General features: G+C 42.0%; 30 protein-coding genes and 6 pseudogenes. 35 read left to right on the top strand and 1 reads right to left on the bottom strand.

Features of this window, described 5'->3' with window-relative positions; genetic code table 11:
- The first annotated feature begins 49 nt into the window (after window positions 1-49).
- The 24 genes and pseudogenes from BFG52_RS07975 to BFG52_RS08095 all read left to right on the top strand — a co-directional run bounded on the left by BFG52_RS07975 (window position 50) and on the right by BFG52_RS08095 (window position 13,535).
- Entirely contained in the window at window positions 50-310 is a 261-nt protein-coding gene (locus BFG52_RS07975) for a hypothetical protein (protein ID WP_067554465.1), read from the top strand.
- Window positions 307-606, top strand: a complete 300-nt coding sequence (locus BFG52_RS07980; protein ID WP_067554468.1) for a hypothetical protein — start codon at window positions 307-309, stop codon at window positions 604-606. Before BFG52_RS07975 ends, BFG52_RS07980 begins: the two co-directional genes overlap by 4 nt.
- Window positions 603-1,463 carry a hypothetical protein gene (locus BFG52_RS07985; protein WP_067554471.1) on the top strand — a complete coding sequence of 287 codons (861 nt, stop codon included), beginning with the start codon at window positions 603-605 and terminating at the stop codon, window positions 1,461-1,463. The genes BFG52_RS07980 and BFG52_RS07985 overlap by 4 nt, the downstream gene beginning before the upstream one ends.
- A complete protein-coding gene (locus BFG52_RS07990) occupies window positions 1,463-2,218 on the top strand; it encodes an ATP-binding protein (RefSeq protein ID WP_067554474.1) in 756 nt (251 codons plus the stop codon). The genes BFG52_RS07985 and BFG52_RS07990 overlap by 1 nt, the downstream gene beginning before the upstream one ends.
- Window positions 2,219-2,274: 56 nt before the next feature.
- Window positions 2,275-3,188, top strand: a pseudogene (locus tag BFG52_RS07995) (DNA cytosine methyltransferase).
- Complete coding sequence (locus tag BFG52_RS08000; RefSeq protein WP_067554477.1) at window positions 3,185-3,409, top strand: hypothetical protein; 225 nt, start codon at window positions 3,185-3,187, stop codon at window positions 3,407-3,409. The pseudogene BFG52_RS07995 and the gene BFG52_RS08000 overlap by 4 nt, the downstream one beginning before the upstream one ends.
- On the top strand, window positions 3,406-3,624 hold the full coding sequence (locus tag BFG52_RS08005) for a hypothetical protein (RefSeq protein ID WP_157758083.1): 219 nt from the start codon (window positions 3,406-3,408) through the stop codon (window positions 3,622-3,624). The genes BFG52_RS08000 and BFG52_RS08005 overlap by 4 nt, the downstream gene beginning before the upstream one ends.
- Window positions 3,611-3,931, top strand: coding sequence for a hypothetical protein (locus tag BFG52_RS08010; RefSeq protein WP_067554485.1), 321 nt, complete (start codon window positions 3,611-3,613; stop codon window positions 3,929-3,931). The genes BFG52_RS08005 and BFG52_RS08010 overlap by 14 nt, the downstream gene beginning before the upstream one ends.
- Window positions 3,928-4,320 carry an HNH endonuclease gene (locus tag BFG52_RS08015; RefSeq protein WP_067554487.1) on the top strand — a complete coding sequence of 131 codons (393 nt, stop codon included), beginning with the start codon at window positions 3,928-3,930 and terminating at the stop codon, window positions 4,318-4,320. Before BFG52_RS08010 ends, BFG52_RS08015 begins: the two co-directional genes overlap by 4 nt.
- Before the next feature lie 90 nt (window positions 4,321-4,410).
- A complete protein-coding gene (locus BFG52_RS08020; RefSeq protein ID WP_067554490.1) occupies window positions 4,411-4,638 on the top strand; it encodes a hypothetical protein in 228 nt (75 codons plus the stop codon).
- 32 nt (window positions 4,639-4,670) lie between these two features.
- Window positions 4,671-5,042 carry a DUF559 domain-containing protein gene (locus BFG52_RS08025; protein ID WP_407639246.1) on the top strand — a complete coding sequence of 124 codons (372 nt, stop codon included), beginning with the start codon at window positions 4,671-4,673 and terminating at the stop codon, window positions 5,040-5,042.
- A 161-nt stretch (window positions 5,043-5,203) separates the two neighbouring features.
- Window positions 5,204-5,696, top strand: a pseudogene (locus BFG52_RS08030) (hypothetical protein).
- Between the two features lie 466 nt (window positions 5,697-6,162).
- Window positions 6,163-6,429, top strand: coding sequence for a hypothetical protein (locus BFG52_RS08035; protein WP_067554498.1), 267 nt, complete (start codon window positions 6,163-6,165; stop codon window positions 6,427-6,429).
- Between the two features lie 83 nt (window positions 6,430-6,512).
- Entirely contained in the window at window positions 6,513-6,827 is a 315-nt protein-coding gene (locus BFG52_RS08040) for a hypothetical protein (protein WP_067554502.1), read from the top strand.
- A gap of 204 nt (window positions 6,828-7,031) precedes the next feature.
- A pseudogene (locus tag BFG52_RS08050) lies at window positions 7,032-7,247 on the top strand (beta-sandwich lipoprotein); the annotation flags it as partial.
- A 14-nt stretch (window positions 7,248-7,261) separates the two neighbouring features.
- Window positions 7,262-7,732 carry a terminase small subunit gene (locus BFG52_RS08055; RefSeq protein WP_067554505.1) on the top strand — a complete coding sequence of 157 codons (471 nt, stop codon included), beginning with the start codon at window positions 7,262-7,264 and terminating at the stop codon, window positions 7,730-7,732.
- A 69-nt stretch (window positions 7,733-7,801) separates the two neighbouring features.
- Window positions 7,802-8,461, top strand: coding sequence for a hypothetical protein (locus BFG52_RS08060; protein ID WP_067554508.1), 660 nt, complete (start codon window positions 7,802-7,804; stop codon window positions 8,459-8,461).
- Window positions 8,462-8,683: 222 nt separating this feature from the next.
- Window positions 8,684-9,325 (top strand): annotated as a pseudogene (locus BFG52_RS08065) (putative metallopeptidase).
- Between the two features lie 58 nt (window positions 9,326-9,383).
- Window positions 9,384-9,840: pseudogene (locus BFG52_RS08070) on the top strand (DUF2280 domain-containing protein).
- A gap of 101 nt (window positions 9,841-9,941) precedes the next feature.
- Window positions 9,942-10,163 (top strand): hypothetical protein, encoded by a 222-nt coding sequence (locus tag BFG52_RS17285; RefSeq protein ID WP_228703818.1) that lies wholly within the window; start codon window positions 9,942-9,944, stop codon window positions 10,161-10,163.
- Window positions 10,139-11,095, top strand: a complete 957-nt coding sequence (locus BFG52_RS08075; protein WP_228703819.1) for a PBSX family phage terminase large subunit — start codon at window positions 10,139-10,141, stop codon at window positions 11,093-11,095. Before BFG52_RS17285 ends, BFG52_RS08075 begins: the two co-directional genes overlap by 25 nt.
- 292 nt (window positions 11,096-11,387) lie before the next feature.
- A pseudogene (locus tag BFG52_RS08085) lies at window positions 11,388-12,596 on the top strand (DUF1073 domain-containing protein).
- On the top strand, window positions 12,562-13,356 hold the full coding sequence (locus tag BFG52_RS08090; RefSeq protein ID WP_071890110.1) for a phage head morphogenesis protein: 795 nt from the start codon (window positions 12,562-12,564) through the stop codon (window positions 13,354-13,356). The pseudogene BFG52_RS08085 and the gene BFG52_RS08090 overlap by 35 nt, the downstream one beginning before the upstream one ends.
- Window positions 13,353-13,535, top strand: a complete 183-nt coding sequence (locus BFG52_RS08095) for a hypothetical protein (protein WP_067554519.1) — start codon at window positions 13,353-13,355, stop codon at window positions 13,533-13,535. The genes BFG52_RS08090 and BFG52_RS08095 overlap by 4 nt, the downstream gene beginning before the upstream one ends.
- A 1-nt stretch (window position 13,536) precedes the next feature.
- Here BFG52_RS08095 and BFG52_RS08100 read toward each other — a convergent pair whose 3' ends face one another.
- The gene (locus BFG52_RS08100) at window positions 13,537-13,725 is read right to left on the bottom strand and encodes a hypothetical protein (protein WP_067554522.1); all 189 of its coding nucleotides are present in this window, start codon (window positions 13,723-13,725) and stop codon (window positions 13,537-13,539) included.
- Window positions 13,726-14,059: 334 nt separating this feature from the next.
- Here BFG52_RS08100 and BFG52_RS08105 point away from each other — a divergent pair, with 334 nt between their 5' ends.
- Genes BFG52_RS08105 through BFG52_RS08155 form a run of 11 tightly spaced genes read left to right on the top strand, consistent with a single transcriptional unit; the run spans window position 14,060 to window position 21,106 of the window.
- Window positions 14,060-15,175, top strand: coding sequence for a DUF2213 domain-containing protein (locus tag BFG52_RS08105; protein WP_067554525.1), 1,116 nt, complete (start codon window positions 14,060-14,062; stop codon window positions 15,173-15,175).
- 10 nt (window positions 15,176-15,185) lie between these two features.
- Entirely contained in the window at window positions 15,186-15,659 is a 474-nt protein-coding gene (locus BFG52_RS08110) for a structural cement protein Gp24 (RefSeq protein WP_067554528.1), read from the top strand.
- An 11-nt stretch (window positions 15,660-15,670) separates the two neighbouring features.
- Window positions 15,671-16,672 (top strand): DUF2184 domain-containing protein, encoded by a 1,002-nt coding sequence (locus BFG52_RS08115; protein ID WP_067554531.1) that lies wholly within the window; start codon window positions 15,671-15,673, stop codon window positions 16,670-16,672.
- A 60-nt stretch (window positions 16,673-16,732) separates the two neighbouring features.
- On the top strand, window positions 16,733-17,083 hold the full coding sequence (locus BFG52_RS08120) for a hypothetical protein (RefSeq protein WP_067554534.1): 351 nt from the start codon (window positions 16,733-16,735) through the stop codon (window positions 17,081-17,083).
- A gap of 1 nt (window position 17,084) precedes the next feature.
- Window positions 17,085-17,492, top strand: a complete 408-nt coding sequence (locus BFG52_RS08125) for a DUF4054 domain-containing protein (protein WP_067554537.1) — start codon at window positions 17,085-17,087, stop codon at window positions 17,490-17,492.
- Complete coding sequence (locus tag BFG52_RS08130; RefSeq protein ID WP_067554540.1) at window positions 17,493-17,918, top strand: hypothetical protein; 426 nt, start codon at window positions 17,493-17,495, stop codon at window positions 17,916-17,918.
- Complete coding sequence (locus BFG52_RS08135; RefSeq protein WP_218921015.1) at window positions 17,908-18,291, top strand: hypothetical protein; 384 nt, start codon at window positions 17,908-17,910, stop codon at window positions 18,289-18,291. The genes BFG52_RS08130 and BFG52_RS08135 overlap by 11 nt, the downstream gene beginning before the upstream one ends.
- Entirely contained in the window at window positions 18,279-18,770 is a 492-nt protein-coding gene (locus tag BFG52_RS08140; protein WP_067559319.1) for a phage neck terminator protein, read from the top strand. Before BFG52_RS08135 ends, BFG52_RS08140 begins: the two co-directional genes overlap by 13 nt.
- A 1-nt stretch (window position 18,771) precedes the next feature.
- A complete protein-coding gene (locus BFG52_RS08145; RefSeq protein ID WP_067554543.1) occupies window positions 18,772-20,238 on the top strand; it encodes a DUF3383 domain-containing protein in 1,467 nt (488 codons plus the stop codon).
- 11 nt (window positions 20,239-20,249) lie between these two features.
- Complete coding sequence (locus BFG52_RS08150) at window positions 20,250-20,696, top strand: phage tail fiber protein (RefSeq protein WP_081408655.1); 447 nt, start codon at window positions 20,250-20,252, stop codon at window positions 20,694-20,696.
- Complete coding sequence (locus tag BFG52_RS08155) at window positions 20,696-21,106, top strand: hypothetical protein (RefSeq protein ID WP_067554546.1); 411 nt, start codon at window positions 20,696-20,698, stop codon at window positions 21,104-21,106. The genes BFG52_RS08150 and BFG52_RS08155 overlap by 1 nt, the downstream gene beginning before the upstream one ends.
- Window positions 21,107-21,259: the final 153 nt, after the last annotated feature.

Consider the following 21,259-nt stretch of genomic DNA (forward strand, 5'->3'; position numbering starts at 1 on the left):
CCAGCGGGAACTGGAAAGCGGTCAGTAACTTAAATCGTGAGATTCAAATATGAAATCAAATATATCAAAACCATCCGTAGCAAGCAATGACACGGCGACAGATTACATTGTTGGTGATGTGGTTGTTTATGAGGATGGGATTATCGGCTTATCCTCTCTTCAAACAATTGAAGCTTACCAGCCAGATGATCATTACTGGCTTGCAGGTGGTCAGTTAGTTCATGCAACCCACATCCGCCACGCGACCACGGCTGAAATTACCGCACGGCGCCGTTTAGACATTTCAACAAATGGGGTGTTGATCGCATGAATACACAATTTCAAGCACCGTCGGTGGACCACTGGCAACAGCAGAATATCCAATCTTTCCATGAGCCAGCATTAAGAATGCTGAATGACATGCTGGAGCGCAAGAAAGAAAATCTTAGACGCCGTGGTTATAACGAAAACAATGCTGCAGTGACGAAAGAGGAGTTAGCACGTTCGATGGAGCGTTATTTTCGTATTGCCAATTTTTTAGCGCAGCGGATTGTTAAAAGCATGGTGAATGCCGGGGTTGTTGAATCATTTGGTAGCTATGTAAAGCCCAAGGTGGTGCGGGTATGAGCCACTATGCAACGCTAGCTAGCTTGGGGAGAGCGATCGCTTACTTCCCCCAGCTTGGCATTTATTTAGGTAATCCATTGGCAGGTATTTTCTTAAGCCAGTTAATTTATTGGCATGATAAAACTGAGAATGAACTTGGGGTTTATAAGACTTCAGAGGAGTGGACAGAGGAAACAGGACTGTCTTACAGACAGCAGGCAACAGCACGCACATTGCTCAAAAAATTAGGTCTTATAACTGAAACTGAAAAACGTTTAGAACATAAATTGTACTTCAAACTCAACATAAATAAGTTTGATCTGTGGTTTGAAAACTGTACTAATTTTAAGCGAATTGGCGAACAACAAAAATGTAATTCGCGAGATGCGGATAGTGAAACTCCCGAACGACGAAAACGCAATTCGGGGGAATACGAAAGCGCAGTTCGGGGGGATACGGATGCGCAATTCGTTATACACAAGATTACTACAGAGAATACTTCAAATATATCTCTCTTAGCGAATGAGCAAAATTCGACTGAGTCAGATTCGCGTTTTGCAATAGATTTAACCACTGCGAATACAAGATTAAAAATGCGAGGTTTGCAAGAAATCACTCAGGCTGAGCTCAGTGAGCTTTTGGATGCGATGTATTTGGAATATGGGCATCGTGGTGAGATGGTAAAAAACCAAGTACTAGGGAAGTTGGTGCAATGGGTAGATCGTAAGCAAAACACACCTCTGATTACTGGGACTAGGAAAAGCCAAACATCACGATCAACAGGCGCATTGAACCGCAATGTCAATGATGCATGGGCTAATCAACCACGGTATCAAGGACCAGTTGAGCACACTGAAATACCGGAGGATTTTATCTGATGAATGCAATCTCTCTAATTAACCAAGGTTTTCAACAAACCCAAGAATATTGCGCAACACATCAAGTTGCAAAGGTTCAAGCTGGATCACATCAAATTTGCCCTAAGTGCGCCGTGATTGAAGTTGAATCAAATAACAGAAATCGTCAGGCGGAAATTGATCGCATGGTTCGTGAAAAACATTTCTCAGGTGCCATGCTTCCAGTGCGTCATGCCGACTCTGGTTTTAAGAATTACATAATTAACCCAAACAACCTTGGTCAGGCGAATGCAAGAAGCCAATGTGTGAATTATACGAAATCGATTGCTGCAGGCGTTAAATCGAATTTAATCATGGTTGGTAGTACTGGGACGGGTAAAACCCATTTGGCGGTTGCCACGGCGCGCACATTGCTCAACAAAGGCATGTTTGTACGCTACATCACAAGTGAAGAGCTAGCCCAGCGAATCATGAATGCTTGGGATAGGGACAGCAAAGGTCAATCAGAGGAATCAATAATCCATGATTTCACACAGTATCACTTACTTATCTTGGATGAATATGGGTTACATGATCGTGAAAAACGTCTAGAGCTGGTTCATAAAGTTTTGTATGCACGCTATGACGCTGGTAAGCCAACGATGTTGATTTCAAATTTCACCATGGCTGATTTACAGAAAGACTTAGGCGACCGTCTTTGGTCTCGTTTTCAGCATGACGGTTTGACGGTGGTTGAGTGTAATTGGGCTGATCAGCGAGTGGGGGAAGTGGCGTGAAAGATCCTTTAGATAATAAAACTCTCGATTGGTGTGAAGAAATTACAAAAGGTGGTTTGAATGAGTTGGCTCTTTTCGCAGGCGCTGGTGGTGGAATACTCGGATCGCATCTCATGGGATGGAACACAGTCTGCGCAGTTGAACGTGATGCCTACGCCGCACAAGTTCTGGCGCAACGACAAAACGATGGAATTCTCAAGCCTTTCCCGATTTGGTCTGACGTTACAACTTTTGACGGAAAGCCGTGGCGAGGAATTATTGACGTTATATCTGGCGGATTTCCATGCCAGGACATCAGTTCGGCCGGAAAGGGTGCTGGAATCGATGGGGAGCGCTCAGGACTTTGGTTGGAGATGGCGCGAATTATCAGTGAAGTACGACCGGCATTCGTGTTCGTGGAAAACTCACCAATGCTTGTGGGAAGAGGACTTACCAGAGTCATTGGTGATCTTACCCAAATGGGGTATGACGCAAAATGGGCTCGTCTTTCAGCATCCAACTTTGGAGCGCCCCATCAACGCGATCGGCTCTGGATTGTTGCCCACACCCAAGGCGTCAGATCACAAGAACAGAACATCACCAGCAGATTTCAATCGCAAATCGCCCGGACTAAGCGCAATAGTTCATACATGGCCGACACCCAAAGCATCAGATTGGAACAAACGCGGCAAAGTCAGTGCAGATCCACGCAATGGTTTACCGGGTGCGGTGATGAATTTTCCTACTCCAACAGCATCGGATGCAAACAAGTGGAGCAACGAGTCTCTGGAGGAACGCAAAGCCAAGGGCAGACAAGTGCGACTCAATACAGCGGTATCACCCCAAGGGGGAGCTGGTGGCATGTTGAACCCGACTGGGTCGAGTGGCTAATGGGGTGGCCCATCGGGTGGACAGACTTAAAGCCATTGGCAATGGGCAAGTTTCAGAAGTGGCAAGAAGCGCATTTGAAATATTAGGCGGTGCAGCATGATCCATCAAAAACAATTAGAAAGCGCGGCATTGGCGGCGGAAGTTGAAAAGTTTTTAGCGAAGGGTGGGAAGGTCAAGCAGATCGTCAATGAGCCTGTCAAGGTTAAACATGGCACAAGCGATCAGTATAAAAAGCGCAGTTGTCGTTGTGAAAAATGTATGGCTTGGGCGTTGAAAACTGGCGTTATTAAGACGACAAAATTAAAAGGGACTAAGGCATGACTATGACTGACTTTAAAGTGGGGGATTTGGTGGTTGCTGTTCATCCAATGGATAGAAGTTTATGTACTGTTGAGCGAGTTAGCAGTAATGCATTAAGAGCAATAACGGCAGATAGGAGTTTTGCGTTAATTGGCCTTCCATGTGATTTCAGGCCTGCAACACCAGAAGAAATCGCAGCAGGACGTCGTTTGGAGGTGATCAATGAAAGCGAATGAGTTTGTTAAGCAGCTTGGCTGGTTAAAAGCGTGCTCGGTCGTAAATCACTATTCTGGTGTTGTTGAGTACAAGTCGAGGGATGGGGATTTGCTGTTTAAATTTCACGTTAATGATCTTAAGCGCCTCGTTGAGTCGCATGAGATTGTTGCGATTCACGGGCTGGAGAAGTCTAAGGAAATCGTAGCCAATGCACCTAGTGATGATCATTACTATTCATGGGTATTGGGTGGTTCTGGTGTTCACGATAAGACTGTCAACATCGGAGAGTTGCGAAAAGCCATTGCCGACGTGGAGAGCTGCCAGTGAAATTAACAAAAGAACAACGCGAACAGCTTAAGCAAAAGTACGGCGGTCATTGTGCTTATTGTGGGTGCACATTAAGCGACAAGTGGCATGCTGATCATTTTGAACCTATACGCCGTAATAACGATGGTACATGTTTAAATCCTGAGCTTGATGTATTTCAAAACCTTATGCCAGCTTGTCCTGTATGCAATAAAAATAAGCATTCATATCCTTTGGAGTACTGGCGAAAAACACTCGAGGATGCAAATAGAAAATTAACCAAATATGTAGCTAATTATCGTTTGGCCCTCATGTTTGGGCAAGTCAAGGAGACAACTCAACCAGTAGTTTTTTATTTTGAAAGGTATGGCACACCTGATGTTATTCGGGAGGCATCAAATGAAAGATAAAAACATTCTAGCGCTGGCGATCGTTGTGTATTTGGTGCTGTGCGCCGTGGCTAATGGGTCTGAGTCGGTTAATCATGCTGTGGCGTATCTATGAACATGACGACAGATCGAGATTTACAGAGCGAGTTCAATGAATTACTTGCATTCAATGAGCGCATTGATCGTGAGCGAAATATGTATCGAGATCAAGCAAGGATGTATAAACAGCGTAATGCTAGCGCTAAATCGCTTGTAGATAGTCATTTTCGGTTTAATAAAGACAATCCTGAAATGACATTGAAAGCTATTCAGCGCGCACTTATTGGGACTGGTGATTAGTGAGCAGCATTCCATTAGCTGAATATCGAAAGATGATCAAAGCCAGACCTAAGGTTAAATCACGGCGTCCGGTGCGCCGTGGTACTAAGACTGTTAGTGAAGGTGAAGCAACACTGGCTCAGCATCTAAAGGCCCATGGCATTGAGTTTGTTCAAGAGTTTAAATTCTGCGAGACGCGAAAATGGCGGGCTGATTTTCATATCGTTGGGCATAAATTGCTTGTCGAAGTGGAAGGTGGGATTTGGTCAGGTGGCAGGCATACACGCGGTAAGGGTTATCAGGCAGATATGGAGAAGTACAACGCGGCAACGATGCTGGGCTATACGGTACTAAGGTTTAGCACGGCGGATGTGAAGAGTGGTGGAGCGATAGAAAGTATTAAGGGGATGGTGGGTAATGCGTAGGAATAATAACCAATGGCTGCATATCTTGGTATTTATTGTATTTGCGATTTGTGCTGTGGCATTCGATGCATACAACACGATTCAAGTCTGTAAAACGCAGGATGTGTATTGGGTTAGTGGTACGCAGCATACGTGTAAATGGTTTAAGTGAGGTGGTGGCGATGGGTGCAGCAGTAACGATTATGCAAGCAACAGATTGGAAGAAATACAGTTTTGAAGAATGGTGCCGACAGCTAGGTGCATGGATCAATGGTGATAACGAAACCATGGTGCGTGTCGTAAAAACCATGCCGCTAAAACGGAATTACTCAAAAACATAGAGAAAAGTTACTGGCCATGTATATGAGTGATGAAGACTTAAAAGACCGATTATGCGTGCGCCGTAGGGGTACATGTTGTCAATTGGATAGTAATGAAGCGCGTGCAATTCAAAAGCTTTTAATTGACCTTCAGTCGGTTGATGATGAAATTGTTCAAGAGTGGATTGGGGCAATCTGGTGGCATTATGTTATGGGTGAGTCGATTCGTGACATCGCAAGCAGTAATAACACTTATGTGGCCCAAATACAGCAGGATATTAGATGCGGCTTGGCATTTATTAAATCCCGTTACCCTAATTTTGAGATTGAGAAATTTACCAAGACTAAAAGTTAAAATATTTAACACTCTTGACTGTATATACAGGGTATGGCATATTTGTGTTAAGTTGGCGATTTATGTATTTAACGCCGTTTAAAGCCTCGCACTTGCGGGGGTTTTTATATGCGGGAGTATGTATGTTTGAGAATACGACAAAAAACCAACATTATGTTTCTCAATGTGAGCAAGATTAATGCGATCGATAGTAATGTAAATAAGGAAAATCGTCGTATTTTCAGTTTAACATTACAAATAAATATACTTTGGAGTTTGATCTTGTAAGCCTCAGTGGAATTAAAATTGAGAAAAATCTAGCATTGATGACTTATATAGTTTTTTTATTAAAGACGATCGTACCAGGGAGAATTATGAAAATTTCTTTAAGCGTTACGAAGATAAGATATATGCGACAACAAATAACCTGCTGAATACTAATGATTTTCCTGCTAAGGAGTTTTTAGACTTAATTACAGCAAAGTTTATGAATTTATTACGTAACCCTTGGAGTATTCGTTTTGTTGTCGAAAATTTCGGATTTGTGCTTAGATACGATAATCCAGTTCACGGTTACGAAGCTGAATATGCGAAAATTGATGAACTAAGTGTTTTGCCTAAAATTTTAGATGAATTTTCTGTGAGTGAAGATGATTATAAAAAATGGCTGAAAATAATATTCTATTTTATAGTAGTGGATAATAATCATGGAAGCAATTCAACATTTTTAGATAAGTTATTGAAAACTTTCTAAACACTAATAATAAAAACTATATTTATACTTATTTATTTATTTATGATGATGAAATTTGTTTGTTATCAGATAAAAGTTTAATTATGTATAGCAATAACGAAGAAGAAGATTTATCAATTTCATTTAACCTTTCAAAAAATGCATTTTTAATGATTGAGTCAAGAAAGTACAAGCATCATTATGAGCATGATAATAACTTCACTGAACTTGAGACTGGTGAAGTGATCATTGATCCTACATTTAAGCTTAATAATGTTCAGTTGATTAAAAATAGATATGATTCAGGGTGGTTTGAGTATTGGAAGAAATATAATGCAAGGGTAATTTCTCAGAGTTCAAAGACGTTTTATGCAGCTGAAGAAAAATTTGAATTTGAGGAAACAAGTAAAGCCAAATAGCTATAAATTTCTTCTTATTTTTTGAAATGAATATACCTATAGCTCAGTTGGATAGAGCATCCGCCTTCTAAGTGGGTGGTCACAGGTTTGAATCCTGTTAGGCGCGCCATATTCTAATCAGGTGTAATCACACCATTTTAAACCTATCGAATTCGATACCTTTACCCGCCGTGAGCGGGTTTTTGCATTCTAGGAGTCTGAGAATTGAAATTGAAAATTTTAGCAGTTGGGATTCTAGGTGCTGCAGCACTTGTAGGTTGTGCACGTGATGCACAGATGGCATCTAAAAACCTTTCTTATGCAGCTGATAACTTTCAACTTGATCGCCGTGTGGTTTTTTATAATGGCATTACGGGTGAGTATATTCTCACGATTGAAGGTAAGTGCTCGTTTGATGCTGTAAGCGAACGTACGCGAGATTGTTGATAAGGCTCATGGCATTAACCGAGAAAATGAAAAAGTTTGCTCGCGCCATTGTTGATGGTGCAACAAACAAAGAAGCAGCTATTTCAGCAGGTTACGCAGAAAAGACAGCATCTCAACAGGGGTCGAAACTCAAAAATGATTCTGAAATTATTATCTACATCGAAAAGTTAAAGGCCGAAAAAGAAGGTCGTTCTTTAACTCCAAGTAAGCTGCAAGTTAAACCTGAATCAAGTTGTGAAAATGATAATCCCTTTGAAGGCAATTATGCCCAAGATGATCCACTTCAATTTCTAATTGACGTTATGAACGACAAAGAGAATGAAATGGGCTTGCGGCTTCATGCTGCCAAATCAGCACTCCCATACGTCCACGGCAAAGTAGCTGAAAAGGGCAAGAAAGAAACTAAAGAAGATGCAGCTAAAAGTACTGCAAATGGTGGCGGGAAATTTGGAACATTAGGCTCGCAACTGAAAAGTTAATAATTAAAATTTGGGTAGTTTATTTTCACACTCTAAATTAATATCCCTTTGAAACTGTATGGGGGATGTATGATTAGAGTTTCATTAAAAACAAAACTGATCAGAGCAATTAAAAATGTAGCATTTGCATCAGTTGCATTTTTTGTAATTGGAGCGCTGTTAAAAAGCGATGGGCCAAAGCTGGATTTGTCTAAAATTTACGAGCTGGTCAAAGATACAGTTGCATTCTTTTCTGCTTTTTTGGGTCCTGTCTTTGCCTATGTTCTTTTTAATGACTGGCGTGGAGAGCATATTGAAAAAAAACTAGAAGCAGATAGTGAATCAATCTTTAAAGCGATACAGGAAATTTACCTAAAACTATACGAAGTTAGAATGAGTATATGTACAAAAGCTACGCTAGAAGAGACTGAGGGATTGAGGGTTAATATGTCTATGGAATTGTTAACTGTAGATATGATGAGGGTAAGAAACTACATTAAACTCCTCAAGGAAGAAAATGATTGTGCTTTAAATTTTATTCAACAAGCAAATGATATCGTAGATTCATTAAACAAAGTAAATAATGAGTTTTATGACATTCAGGGTGCATTTACGATGAATCATAAATCTAAAAGAGAATACGAATTTCTCAGTCCAATATTTGAAAATACAAAAGAGCTTACTAAAAACGCTAGCAAAATAGATCAGTTAAACGATGTTTGTAAAGAATTACAGGTAAAAAACGCATAAACTCACAACAATGGTTTTTTTATTTCCCAATATTGTCTGAATACGTGGGCGACACGGTGAGAGAGAAAGCAATGTCCTGAACCAGAATGGGGATGCGTAGCAAGGTTTTCGAATGTACCAGTAAACATCGGCTTATCTCAGCCATTCATGCAGGGTTCGCATCCTGCCAGATAATTTATATTTACATGCCACCTTCGGAGGGTTTTTTAATGGGTGAGATTTATGGACCAGATCCGACCATTCCCCCCGACTGACTTCATTGATCAGGCGGAGGAAGAAGAAGCAATACGATTGGTACCCGCCGTGGATTTAAAACAGTGGGTAGTCGATAACTTTTTAACGCTTGGTGGCGCGCTACATAATCCAGACCATGACCACATTGCTGAGTTATTACATGATGATGAAACATTTTTAGCTTTTGCGTGGGCATCATCTGCCGCCGTGGCTAAAAAGCGTATGGTGTTAGGTCAATGTGAAAAGGTGATGTTTAATCAGGGCGGATGGAAGAAAGCACGACAGGAACAACAGATGCGCGACTGGTTCGGCGCCGTACCGGTCTATTTAATCACTGTAGACGCTTCATTCTGTGAACAAGCTTCTGACCGTGATTTTTGCGCCCTGATCGATCATGAGCTATATCACATCGGCGTAGAACGTGATGAAGACGGCGAAATCATTTACAGCGATCATACTGGGTTACCCAAACATTACTTAGCAGGCCATGATGTCGAAGATTTATCGGTGTGGTCAAACGATGGGGAGCAAGCGAAAGCGTTAAACGATTAGTCGAGGTCGCACAGAATCCGCCGTTTGTACCAGATTTAGACATAGCAAAAATGCTGCGGAAACTGCGTAATCAATTGAGCCGAAAGGCTCTTTTTTTTGCCTATTTTGTTGGACGTAGCAGGACAAAGGTGAGTTTATGGCGGCACTTAAAGAGCCTGTAAAAATCTTTATAGTTCAGTCTCTTGCTTGCTTTGAAACCCCTCAACAGGTAGCAGATGCTGTCAAACAAGAATATGGCATAGAAATTGATCGCAGACAGTGTGAGGGCTATGACCCACTAAATACTCGGGTCGAAATCTTAGTAAGAAATTAAAGGACTTATTCGACCGCACTCGCAAGGATTTCCGAGAAATATTGAAGACATTGCAATTGCGAACAAGGCTTTTCGTTTGCGTGAACTGCAAAAGATGTATGACGATTCAGGTAAAAATAAGCGAGCTAAGCAGAATTTACTAAAGCAAGCTTTTCAAGAGACCGATGGGCGAGTGACCAAGCATGACGTCACAACAAACGGCGAGTCTATCAATAGCATCAAGCCTACTTTAATCGAACTGGTGGCACCCAATGTCAAAACAACAGAAGGTACAGATTGAGCTACCACCCAAAATTAATACCAATCTTCAGCACGGCGAACGTCCGATATAGATCATCATGGGGCGGCCGTGGATCAGCTAAAACGAGAACGTTTGCACTCATGACGGCGATTAAGGGTTATATGTTTGCTGAGGCGGGGATAAGCGGTTTAATCCTTGGTGCACGTGAGTTTATGAATACGCTGTCTGAATCTTCTATGGAGGAGATTAAGCAAGCCATTCGCTCAGTCCCTTTTCTTAAAGCTTATTACGAGAATGGGCGAGAACTATATACGGACGAAGAATCGCCGTGTGAGTTATGGTTTTGCTGGTCTGCGGCATAACTTGGATAGTATCAAGTCCAAAAGCACGCATTTTACTATGTTGGGTCGATGAAGCTGAAACCGTCAGCGAAATTGCTTGGCGTAAGCTTTTGCCGACGGTACGTGAGGATGGCTCAGAGGTCTGGGTGACATGGAACCCTGAACGCCGTGATAGTGCCACAAGCAAGCGATTTCGGCATGAGCAGATATTCGATGAGCTGACCGGTGAACTAATCGGCGTCGGCTGTGAGATGAATTACAGCGATAACCCATGGTTCCCTGAAGTCTTAGAAATTGAACGGCGGCAAGATCAAGCCAACCAAGACGATGCAACCTATCGCTGGATCTGGGAAGGTGATTATCTTGAGTTATCGGAAGCGCAGATATTTAGGAATAAGTTCGAGATTAAGGATTTTGAACCTGACCCACAAACGTGGGATGGACCATATCAGGGCTTAGACTTCGGCTTTGCGAAAGATCCAACCGCGGCCACAAGATCATGGATACATGATGATTGCCTATGGATTGAGTATGAAGCAGGTGCGGTGGGATTGGAGCTTGATGATACCAAGCCTTTTATCTGTAATAAGATTCCTGACTTTGAGAAATACCCGACCTATGCTGATAACGCGAGGCCTGAATCTATTAGCCATTTACGTGGTAAAGGTTTAATACGCATGCGGGCTTGTGAAAAGGGTAAGGGCTCTGTTGAGGATGGTATCGAACACATTAAGTCATTTAAATGTGTTTATATCCATTCGCGATGCAAAGAAACACTTAAAGAATTTCGCAATTACTCATATAAAAAAGATCGCCTCACAGATGAAGTGCTGCCGATTATTGTTGATGACTGGAACCACTATATTGATTCATTACGTTATGCACTTGAAAAAGTCATGAAGCGTAAGACTGGTTTAAAAATCAATCCATCCATTTTGAACGGACTGCGTTAAATATGAAAAAACATAAAAATCTGCTCGAAAGAATGGGCTGAGTTTAAAAGCTAGAGAGGTTGCAGCACTCGAAAAGCAAAATAAGATTAATCAGCAAATGGTGAGTTTGATTAGTCAATTGAATAGTAATCAACCAACGTCAAATGCTGGTTATTCATTGCCTGAGATTCACCCCCCGTGGTACCTAAAGGTAAGACGGCGGCGATTGCGCAAGATAGTTGTGGTTTTGATGCTTATGCCAACAGGACCACAATTTTATAGCGGATTTTTAGGCTATCAACGCCTTGCACTAATGTCACAGTCTAGTGACTATCGCGCCGTTCCTGAAACCACGGCGAACGAGATGACGCGTGCATGGGGCAAGGTTAAAATCAAAGGGGACGGCGATGATCAATTAGCTGATCGAATTGTATTGATTGAGAAAAGATTAAAGAAACTTAAAGTTCGTGAACTGATGCGAAAACATATCGAGTGTGAGATGACTTTTGGTCGCTCACAATTGGCGATCAGTATCAAAGGGCATGAAAATAAAGCCGATGTACCATTAGTAATTTCTCCATCAGGTGTACCGAAGGGAAGTCTACAAAGTTTTAGCCATATTGAACCAATTTGGTCAACACCGAGTGCTTACAATGCAAGTAACCTATAGCTGATGATTTCTTCAAGCCCAGTAAATGGTTTTGTACTTGGCAAGGAGATTCATGATGATCGGTTATTGACGTTGATTACTCGACCAGTGCCGGACATGCTGAAGCCTGCTTATAACTTTAGCGGCGTATCAATGTTGCAGTTGATGCAGCCCTATGTTGAGCGCTGGCAGCGGACGGTCGATAGTGTGAGCGCTTTAATTAAGGCATTTTCAATCACTGGGTTAAAAACCAGCATGGATAACGTTCTATCTGGTGGTGAGGGAAGCAGTGCGCAACTTGTCATGCGTGCACAACTATTCTCAATGCTGCGCGAAAACCTCAATACGATGTTAATTGATAAAGAAAGTGAAGAACTTTTTCAGATTAATACGCCGTTGACGACGTTAGATTCACTTATTCAAAAGTCACAGGAACAAATGGCAGGACCATCACATACGCCGCTGGTTAAATTACTAGGGATTACCCCTAGCGGTCTAAATGCGAATAGTGACGGCGAGATACGCGTCTATAACGATTATATTTCATCGTTACAAGAGTCGTTTATGCGACCGCAGCTTGAAGTGATCTTGAATCTTGTTCAGCTGGATTTATTTGGTGAAATTGATGAAAACATCTTCTTTGAGTTTGCATCACTACATCAACTGAATGATGAACAACAAGCAACAGTGAATAAAACCAAAGCTGAGGCAGCACAAATTCTTATCAGTTCGGGTGTGATTGGTCAGGATGAGGTACGCGATACATTGTCGAAAGATGAATCGGGTGATTACAGCGGTATAGATAAAGATAAGTTGCCTGATCCTATGGATTTAGATTATGAAGGTAATCAAGAAACCGTTAACGCTGCCTGAGATAATACCTAATGCTGGAGTTGAGCGAGCTTATCAACGGGCAATTTTCGCCGTAATACGCGATATGCAGGAAGATGTAAGGATAACACTGCTTAAAGAGTTTAAGGATTCTGCACGGCGCGAGAAGATAGCCATGGATGGCATATCAGACTGGGCAGCTCATGTTATTGACTTGCTTGTTGACCGATGGACTAGAAAGCTCGATTTGCTTGGACCAAAGATAGCAGAGCTTTTCTTAAACAAAAGCTTAGTTAATTATGATGTCCAGTTTAAGCGGCATTTGCGCAGTGCTGGCTTTACGGTTCGTATACAGTTATCACTAATGCAAGAAGAAGCACTAAAGGCTGTGCTTGCAGAGAATATCGGACTGATTAAATCGATTGGCACACAGTATTTAGCAAACGTGCAAACACATGTTTGGCAATGTGTAACCAGTGGCTATGATCTTGGTACTTTGTCTAAAAATCTGCAAAAAGATTTTGGCGTGTCAGAGCGCCGTGCCGCATTTATTGCACGAGATCAAGGTGCTAAAGCCCATGCCGTTATTGAACAGGCACGGCGTAAAGAATTGGGCATCACAGAAGCAATTTGGCTACATAGCCATGCAGGCAAGAAACCTAGACCATCACACTTGGCGGCGCATGGTAAAGCATTTGATATATCGAAAGGTATGTATTTGGATGGTAAGTGGGTATTACCGGGACAAGAAATAAATTGTCGTTGTGGCAGTAAAGCAATTATTGAGGGGATTGTTGGATGATGCTGGATCATAGTTTTACGGGGAAAGAAAATTTAGAAAAACAAGATATCAGGCTTCAGCTTGTTATTGAGTTTAAACACTTGCTTATAGATCAGTATGGTGGTGATGCTTTGGCATATTTAGCTGACATTGATAAAATAACCAAGTATATTGCTGATGGTAAATTGCAAAAAACCTAAATTAATTAACCCTCTTATTCTCATCAAAAAATTGAATTGCTTGGATAAGCAATTCATTGTGACTTAAGTTGTGACGTTTTGCCACATCTTCAATGTATGCGATATCATCGAGTTTAAGTTTGAAGCCTTTAACTTTGACATTGCGTTTTAAGTCACTGGCGTGCTGAATTTCTGATCTTGATTTAGTCATAGTTTTGTCCTATAGTTGATATTACTTGGAGGAGAGGCTAGATAGCTGGAACTATCTAACCCTTGTTGTCTTAGTTAGCTGATCTTGAGATCAAAACTAAGAGAACAATAACGATGATCTTGATAAGGTGTTTCATCGTATCTCTCCAAGGCATTTGTAACATTAAGCTGTTACGGTCATCATTGCTTAATTGCGTTGATAGACTCATTGTAGGTTAACCTACAATTTGAGTCAATAGAATTCTTTGAAAAAGCTCACTTTTGTGGGCTTTTTTATTATCTAAATTTTACTTAACCACCTTCGGGTGGTTTTTTTATGCCTGAACGGTGAGTAAATGAATATAAAAATCGCCATGGATAAATCGATGCGCCGTTACGATGGCAACGGTCATTTGATTGTAGAAAAGACCATCATTTCAAAAGCTGCGATTAATCCATACAAAGGTAAAGAAATCCCCAACTTTGAGCAGCTAGGGCTTGACCCTAAAAAAACTTATATGCTGCTTCGAGATCCAGCGGAATTACAAAATGCTTTAGATACATTCAAGGGTATTCAATTGCTGATTAAGCACATCCCTGTTAATGCGGATGAGCCAAGTAAGACGCTAACAGTGGGTGCAATTGGCACCGATGTAGCCATGGAAGGTGATGATGTCGTTGCATCAATGCGGATATGGGATCAAGAAGCAATAGACTTGATTGAATCTAAAAAATTGCAAGAGTTGTCAGCGGGTTACGCATATGCCGCTGACATGACTTCTGGTGATTACAACGGCGAACACTATGACGGTGTGATGCGAAGTATTCACGGAAATCACGTAGCGCTAGTCGAGTATGGTCGCATTGGTCGTGACGCGATTATTGCTGACCACTTACCACCTGAACTAAGGGAAAAAAACATGAAGTTAAAAAAAGGCTCAACGCCGAAAATTCTAGCTTTGCTACAGCGCATTGCTCAAGACTCGGACATTACCGAGGATACAGTCGAGGAAGTTGTGAAAACCGTCGGCGATAGCATCGAAGATGAACCGAAGGCTAAAGATAATGATCCAGCCGACCCTGATGCGAATGATGAAGATAGCAAAAAAGCTCAAGACAAAGACGACGATAAAAAAGCGGCTAACTCTGATGAAAGTAAAAAGCCTGCGATGGATTCTGTGCAAATCGCATTAGATGCTGAAAATCGCGCTGTAGCGCGTGTAACAGCATTATTCGAAGCGCGTAAACAAGTTGAACCATTAGTGGGTGTAGTGGCAATGGATAGTGCCGAAGCCGTGTATGAATTTGCATTAAAAAAACATGGCATTGATACGGCTGGTGTCCATCCAAGTGCGTACAAGTCTATGGCTGGTTTATTGTTAAAGCAAACAACATCACCAACAGTCGCATTAGATTCAGCATTCACTGAGCTTGATGAGCGTACAAACAAACTGGTAAGCCGTTTCGGCTAAAGGGGAATATATGTCATTTCAACAAACATTAAATCGCGATTTACCTCTCGGTGTTGAAGGCGATTTCGCATCAACCAATCCTTATCATTCTGTATTAGCTGGAGAGGGAGCCTTAACTGCAGGTGAGGCAAGTGTAACAGTAGGGCGTTTTGCTTGGGCAGATCCAGAAACAGGGATGGTGAGCAATAAAAAAATTGAAGGAGGCGTAATTGGTTTTGTACGCCGTGAGCAGACAGCAATCATTGTCGAATATCTTGCTGAATCATCACTAAAAGTGCCGAAAGGTTTTGGTGTAACTTTGTACGACGGTGGTGATTTTTGGGCACGTTTTGAAGAAGGTGCAACCATTGGTCAAAGCGTATTTGCAAGCGATACAGATGGTACCGTGCAAGCTGCAGACTCTGCGCCTGCTGGGCACACAGATACGGGCTTTAAAGTAGCATCAAATGCTGCTGTGGGCAATCTGGCTAAAATCACAAAATAAGGGAAGTAAAAATGCCACAACCTTTAAATATTCAAGCGTTACAGCGAAGCGCTGGTATCGTCTTTTCAACAGGACATCAAGTACAAGAGCTTGATGCTCGCGTACGCCATAGTATGGCTATGGACAGCGGTTTAATTACAACACCGAATGCCGGTATTCCTGCATTATTTACGCAGTGGGTAGATCCGCATGTTATTGAAGTACTTGTTGAGCCAATGAAAATGGCTGAAGCATTTACGGAAGTAAAAAAAGGTGATTGGACTACAAGTTCGGCAATGTTCCCGATGGTTGAGTCAGTTGGTGAAACCTCAGGTTACGGCGATTTCAATGAAAACGGTATGAGTGATGCGAACACCTCGTTTCCATCTCGTCAGCCATACCACTACCAGACCATTATCCGCGTTGGTGAACGTGAAATGGAAATTATGGGTGCGGCTAAAATTGACTGGGCAAGTCGTAAACAGATTTCCGCCGTACTAACTTTGAATAAGTTTCAAAATAAATCGTATATCTATGGCGTTAAAGGTCTAGAGAACTACGGCATGATCAATGATCCTAATTTATTGCCATCTATTACCGACACTGATTGGACTACCAAGGATGGTGGTGAAATTTACGAATCAATTCAAAAACTGTTTAAGCAATTGGTTAAGCAAACTGGTGGTCTAATTGATCGTAGTGAAAAGATGACCTTAATTCTTTCACCTGATATGGATACTGAATTCACTAAAACCAATCAGTACAACGTGAACGTCACTGACCAGCTCAAAAAGAACTTTCCAAACCTTAGTATTGTCACCGTACCTGAATACTCAACAGGTGCAGGGGAGTTGCTACAACTGATCGTTGATGAATATCAAGGTCAAAAAACGGCGGAACTTGCATTTACTGAAAAAATGCGTGTGCATCCGCTTATTCAAGGCAAATCTGGTTGGGAGCAAAAACGTTCGCAAGGTACTTTTGGTGCAATTATTTACCGTCCATTGTTTATTGCATCTGCCTTAGTTGGTTAGGTTGATCTATAAGTAAAATGCCGCCGTTATGGCGGCTTAATCATTTTTGGAGATTATAAAATGGCGTCACAACCACGCACACGCACGAAAGCAGTAGAAACAGTAACAGTGGGATGTAAATTAGCTAACGGTTTCATTATGCAGGTCGACAATACCACTCTAACCATTAACGGCTTTAATAAAAGCACGGTTATTGGTAGTCATGGCATTACAGAGAAAGTGCCAAAAGATTTTTGGGAAGCTTGGCTTGCTGAAAATAAAGATCGGAAACTTTGCACTGGTGGTTTTGTCTTTGCGCATGAATCAGCGAAATCAACTGCAGCTGAAGCGAAAGAAAAGTCTGATAATAACTCAGGCACTGAACCTTTGGACCCCAAAGATAAATCTACAGGTGTGGAAGAGGTGGATTAGCATGGACGGCGTAGTTGTTTTTGATAAAGACAAATTTAGGCAGCTTTATCCAAAATTGGATTTTAATGACGCGCAGCTCGATATGTTTTTCTTGGAAGCAACTATGCTTTTGAATAACACACCATGCAGTTGTGTCAAAAGCTTAGTCGAGCGTGAATTATTGCTTTTCTTACTGGTTGCACATCTCGCCACACTACAAGCCCGACTAGATTCTGGTAATGAGGCAGTTGGTCGTGTGGGGAGTGCGTCGGAAGGTAGTGTGTCGGTATCAATGGACTATGGTCAAACTACGCCTGGTGAAAAATGGTATGTGCAAACGCCGTATGGTGCAAAGTACTGGCAGCTGACGGCACGCTATCGTTCTGCTTTGTATGTTGTGACAAATTATCCAATGCCAGTGAGGCGTTAAATGGTTAAGAAAACAGGTAATTTGGCGGCTGCTTTAGCCAAGTACGCCAAACCTAGTGTGTCGATGCGTGTTGGCGTGCTGGAGGAAGCAACTTATCCTGATGGCTTGCCAGTTGCTCAGGTGGCTTTTTGGAATGAGTACGGCACAAAGCGAGCGCCACCACGACCATTCTTTCGGACATTAGTACATGCACAAAAAGACAACTGGATTAAAAGTATTGGTAATCTGGTTCAGCAAACTGGTGATCCACGGCGCTCTATGTTATTGGTTGGCGAGCAGATCAAAGGTCAATTGGTTGAATCTGTACTGAGTTGGAGTGATCCACCTAATGCGCCATACACTATTGCTAAAAAAGGATTTGATGCACCGCTGCGCGATAGCGGGCAGTTATCAAGATCATTCAGTGTTGAGGTGAATGATGATTAATTTACGCGGTATAGCCAATAGTATTATCACTGCAGTAAATCCGAATATTTCAGCCGTGCTCAAAGTAAATGACGGGTACGATGTCAATGATTGTGGTGATCAAGTGCCCAAGTATTCAGAGCATAAAATCATTATTCAAACGCAAAGTCTCGAGACAAAAGATCTAGAGCATCTCAACTTAGTTAATCAGCAAGGTCAGTTTATTTACGCTTATGCAAATGGGTGTATCTCTGCACTACGCCGTGCGCTCGGTAAAGGCTCAGAGCAATTGATATTTAAACCGTATGGCGAGGATGATGATGTGGTTTGGAATGTAACCAAGGTGATTGAGTCTTATCCAACATGGGTCAAGGTACTTTTATGGCGACAATGAATAACATTGACTATCACAATGCAATCTACAAAGAAGTCCGGTCATATTTGATCGGGCTTTTTTCATGTGAAGTTATTAAAGGCTATCAGAATGATTCGCCGTTGCCGCAGAACGGCGTTGTTATGACGATTATCAGTGAACGTGATACAGATCAAGCAGCTAGTTATTACCAAGAAGAAGAGGGTACTGCTTACGTGCAGAACTCTGTTGAAGTCATGCTGCAGCTTGATTTTTACGGGGATTGGGCTGCAAGCCGAGCCAGACAAATTGCCAATTTTTGGCGGAGCGAATACACAACTTCAGCACTGAACACTTGCCAACCACTGTATAGCAAACAACCTGTGCGATTGCCATTTGTGAATGAACAAAACCAAAATGAACAGCGTTGGCTGTTAGAAGTTTATCTGCAATACAACCCTGAATTTAAACAGGATCAAGCTTTTCTTGATCTACCAATAATTAGTACAGAGAGGGCTTAAGATGCTTCCATCAATTCCTGCAAGTAATATCGTCAACATTAATCCCGCCGTTGTCGGCACAGGGGGAACACCATTAGCACTCAATGCGGTGGTATTAAGCGATAGCAGTATTTACCCCATTCGTGAATACAATAATGCCGATGCTGTTGCAGATGCGTTTGGTATTAATAGTCACGAACATCGTTTCGCTCAGATTTATTTCAATGGTATTGAAAATGCCACACTGGTTCCAGAGTCATTATTTATTGCTAAATATAATACTGGTGATGTTGCTGCAAAATTAATTGGCGCAAGCTTGCGAACGCGAGAGCTTGCGGATATCCAAAAAATTAAAGGTCAGCTCAATATTTCAGTTGATGGTGTTGTTATGGCTGCCGCGATTGATCTATCTAGAGCAACAAGCTTTAGCAATGCAGCAGAGGTGATTACGACGCTAGTAGGCGTGCTTTGTTATTTTGATACGCAAATTCAAGCCTTTATTATCAAGTCGACCAGTACAGGGGGAAGCTCTGCATTATCCTTCGCAACTGGTGATGTGGCTGACAGTCTAGGATTATCGAAACAATCTGGTGCTATTGTTGATAATGCATCAACAACGGACACGGTTGAGTCTACTGTAAAACGAATTACAGGCTATACCCTAAATTTTGCTTCCATTACTTATATTGGTCACTATTTTAATATTGATCTATGTAAGCAGATTGCTAAATGGAATAGCCAGCAAAATAGTCGTTATTGGTTTGTTTATTACAATGAAGAACCTACGGCGCTTATGCCAAATAATGACACTTGTTTTGGTGCATGGCTCAAAGAATATGAAATCGATGGTACTACGCCAATTTATGGTGGTTTAGAGCAAGCTGCCCTAGCTTGCAGTTATGCTGCTTCGATCAATTTTAATGAAATCAACGGTCGTGCGACCATGGATTTTAAAGGTCAATCAGGCATGGCTGCCACAATTACCGATCAAGATGATGCTAAAGCACTAGAAAGCAATGGATATGCTTATTATGGCGCATGGGCTACAGCCAATGATCGTTTTGTCTTTTTCCGTCATACCGTAGTGTCAGGCAAGTTTAAATGGGTGGATGCTTATTTAAATCAAGTTTACTTCAACTCACAGCTACAACTGGCTTATGTGACGATGCTAAAAAACTATAAGTCAGTCCCTTATAACGCTGAAGGCAAAGCCATTCACCGCGCAGCCGCCAAGGATCCAATCGATCAGATGTTTAATTTTGGTGGGATTCAGGCAGGTGTCACCTTATCGAGTCAACAAAAAGCACTGATCAATCGTGAAGCGGGATTTGATGCAGCAAGTCAACTCTATTCAAACGGCGTAGCAATGTCAGTTGGCGATGCGACACCACAAATTCGCGGAAAACGTGCATCGCTACCGCTTAAGCTTTGGTACACCGACGGCGGTAGTGTTCACACGGTTAACCTTGCTTCAATTAACGTGCAATAAGGAGAAGAATCATGGGAATGGGCCATAATCCAAAAACATTAACATCCGCTAATGCTGTGGTGATGATTCGCTGCAAAGGTGTTTATGACAGCTTTACTCGATTACAGGGATTTCAGGCAGACAATGCTTGGGCATTTGGTGAGGCGACTATCGGTGAAACACGCATGGGTGTGGATGGACAGCAATCTGGTGGTTATACACCACATGAAACGCCGTGGACTTTGTACTTAGAGGCAAATAGTCCATCTGTTGCTGTGATGGAAAATATCCGCAAGGATTTTAACCAAAATATGGAAACACGTTTGATTGATATCGTAGTTGAGATTCCATCTATTGGCAGTCGTCATGAAGCATCTGGTTTCTGGGTGAATCTCACTGGTGGTCCATCAGGGCAGAAAATTTTAGCGGGCAGTCAATATAACTTCCGCCTGGTAGATAACGGCGGAGAACAGATGTAATGGCACGTAAAGAAAAAGTTGTAAAAATTGAAAAAGGTCGTGATGTAGGTAAATCATTTCTAATCACTGAAATGCCAATTATGAAGGCAGATCAATGGGCAATGCGCGCATTATTCGCCTTAGCCAAAGGCGGTACTGATATCGATGGCATTGATCCAAGCGGTGGAATGCTTGAGATGGCGAAAGTCGCTACGTCTGCAATCAAGGGACTAAATAGTGATGAAGGCATTGAGCTGCTCAATGAATTACTTGAATGCATCAAGATTGTGCCGAGTGGTGGTGTATCCCGCGATGTGCTCTGGGATGATGATGTTGAAGATATTTCAACGTTATTTGTGCTGCGAAAAGAAGCCTTAATGTTGCATATCGATTTTTTAACTTCAGGCAGTTCCCAAGATTCGAGCAACTAAAAGCTGGACTGCCAATCCGTGACGATGTCCTTGCTAAAACCATCAATGTAAGCACCACAGCCAGTCAAGCTTTACAGACTGGCATGGTGACTTATGTTGAATTAGATAGCGTGTTAGGGCTTGAGGATGTACTCAATGTAATTGAAGTGCATC

It is taken from the genome of Acinetobacter larvae, assembly GCF_001704115.1.
GTDB lineage: Bacteria > Pseudomonadota > Gammaproteobacteria > Pseudomonadales > Moraxellaceae > Acinetobacter > Acinetobacter larvae.

What these genes read in the sequence shown, in the direction of transcription:
- BFG52_RS07975 (WP_067554465.1), top strand. Translation starts at nt 50, where the DNA reads ATGAAATCAAATATATCAAAACCATCCGTAGCAAGCAATGACACGGCG.
- BFG52_RS07980 (WP_067554468.1), top strand. Translation starts at nt 307, where the DNA reads ATGAATACACAATTTCAAGCACCGTCGGTGGACCACTGGCAACAGCAG.
- BFG52_RS07985 (WP_067554471.1), top strand. Translation starts at nt 603, where the DNA reads ATGAGCCACTATGCAACGCTAGCTAGCTTGGGGAGAGCGATCGCTTAC.
- BFG52_RS07990 (WP_067554474.1), top strand. Translation starts at nt 1,463, where the DNA reads ATGAATGCAATCTCTCTAATTAACCAAGGTTTTCAACAAACCCAAGAA.
- BFG52_RS08000 (WP_067554477.1), top strand. Translation starts at nt 3,185, where the DNA reads ATGATCCATCAAAAACAATTAGAAAGCGCGGCATTGGCGGCGGAAGTT.
- BFG52_RS08005 (WP_157758083.1), top strand. Translation starts at nt 3,406, where the DNA reads ATGACTATGACTGACTTTAAAGTGGGGGATTTGGTGGTTGCTGTTCAT.
- BFG52_RS08010 (WP_067554485.1), top strand. Translation starts at nt 3,611, where the DNA reads ATGAAAGCGAATGAGTTTGTTAAGCAGCTTGGCTGGTTAAAAGCGTGC.
- BFG52_RS08020 (WP_067554490.1), top strand. Translation starts at nt 4,411, where the DNA reads ATGAACATGACGACAGATCGAGATTTACAGAGCGAGTTCAATGAATTA.
- BFG52_RS08025 (WP_407639246.1), top strand. Translation starts at nt 4,671, where the DNA reads ATGATCAAAGCCAGACCTAAGGTTAAATCACGGCGTCCGGTGCGCCGT.
- BFG52_RS08035 (WP_067554498.1), top strand. Translation starts at nt 6,163, where the DNA reads ATGAATTTATTACGTAACCCTTGGAGTATTCGTTTTGTTGTCGAAAAT.
- BFG52_RS08040 (WP_067554502.1), top strand. Translation starts at nt 6,513, where the DNA reads ATGTATAGCAATAACGAAGAAGAAGATTTATCAATTTCATTTAACCTT.
- BFG52_RS08055 (WP_067554505.1), top strand. Translation starts at nt 7,262, where the DNA reads ATGGCATTAACCGAGAAAATGAAAAAGTTTGCTCGCGCCATTGTTGAT.
- BFG52_RS08060 (WP_067554508.1), top strand. Translation starts at nt 7,802, where the DNA reads ATGATTAGAGTTTCATTAAAAACAAAACTGATCAGAGCAATTAAAAAT.
- BFG52_RS17285 (WP_228703818.1), top strand. Translation starts at nt 9,942, where the DNA reads ATGACGGCGATTAAGGGTTATATGTTTGCTGAGGCGGGGATAAGCGGT.
- BFG52_RS08075 (WP_228703819.1), top strand. Translation starts at nt 10,139, where the DNA reads ATGGTTTTGCTGGTCTGCGGCATAACTTGGATAGTATCAAGTCCAAAA.
- BFG52_RS08090 (WP_071890110.1), top strand. Translation starts at nt 12,562, where the DNA reads ATGAAGGTAATCAAGAAACCGTTAACGCTGCCTGAGATAATACCTAAT.
- BFG52_RS08095 (WP_067554519.1), top strand. Translation starts at nt 13,353, where the DNA reads ATGATGCTGGATCATAGTTTTACGGGGAAAGAAAATTTAGAAAAACAA.
- BFG52_RS08100 (WP_067554522.1), bottom strand. Translation starts at nt 13,725, where the DNA reads ATGACTAAATCAAGATCAGAAATTCAGCACGCCAGTGACTTAAAACGC.
- BFG52_RS08105 (WP_067554525.1), top strand. Translation starts at nt 14,060, where the DNA reads ATGAATATAAAAATCGCCATGGATAAATCGATGCGCCGTTACGATGGC.
- BFG52_RS08110 (WP_067554528.1), top strand. Translation starts at nt 15,186, where the DNA reads ATGTCATTTCAACAAACATTAAATCGCGATTTACCTCTCGGTGTTGAA.
- BFG52_RS08115 (WP_067554531.1), top strand. Translation starts at nt 15,671, where the DNA reads ATGCCACAACCTTTAAATATTCAAGCGTTACAGCGAAGCGCTGGTATC.
- BFG52_RS08120 (WP_067554534.1), top strand. Translation starts at nt 16,733, where the DNA reads ATGGCGTCACAACCACGCACACGCACGAAAGCAGTAGAAACAGTAACA.
- BFG52_RS08125 (WP_067554537.1), top strand. Translation starts at nt 17,085, where the DNA reads ATGGACGGCGTAGTTGTTTTTGATAAAGACAAATTTAGGCAGCTTTAT.
- BFG52_RS08130 (WP_067554540.1), top strand. Translation starts at nt 17,493, where the DNA reads ATGGTTAAGAAAACAGGTAATTTGGCGGCTGCTTTAGCCAAGTACGCC.
- BFG52_RS08135 (WP_218921015.1), top strand. Translation starts at nt 17,908, where the DNA reads ATGATGATTAATTTACGCGGTATAGCCAATAGTATTATCACTGCAGTA.
- BFG52_RS08140 (WP_067559319.1), top strand. Translation starts at nt 18,279, where the DNA reads ATGGCGACAATGAATAACATTGACTATCACAATGCAATCTACAAAGAA.
- BFG52_RS08145 (WP_067554543.1), top strand. Translation starts at nt 18,772, where the DNA reads ATGCTTCCATCAATTCCTGCAAGTAATATCGTCAACATTAATCCCGCC.
- BFG52_RS08150 (WP_081408655.1), top strand. Translation starts at nt 20,250, where the DNA reads ATGGGAATGGGCCATAATCCAAAAACATTAACATCCGCTAATGCTGTG.
- BFG52_RS08155 (WP_067554546.1), top strand. Translation starts at nt 20,696, where the DNA reads ATGGCACGTAAAGAAAAAGTTGTAAAAATTGAAAAAGGTCGTGATGTA.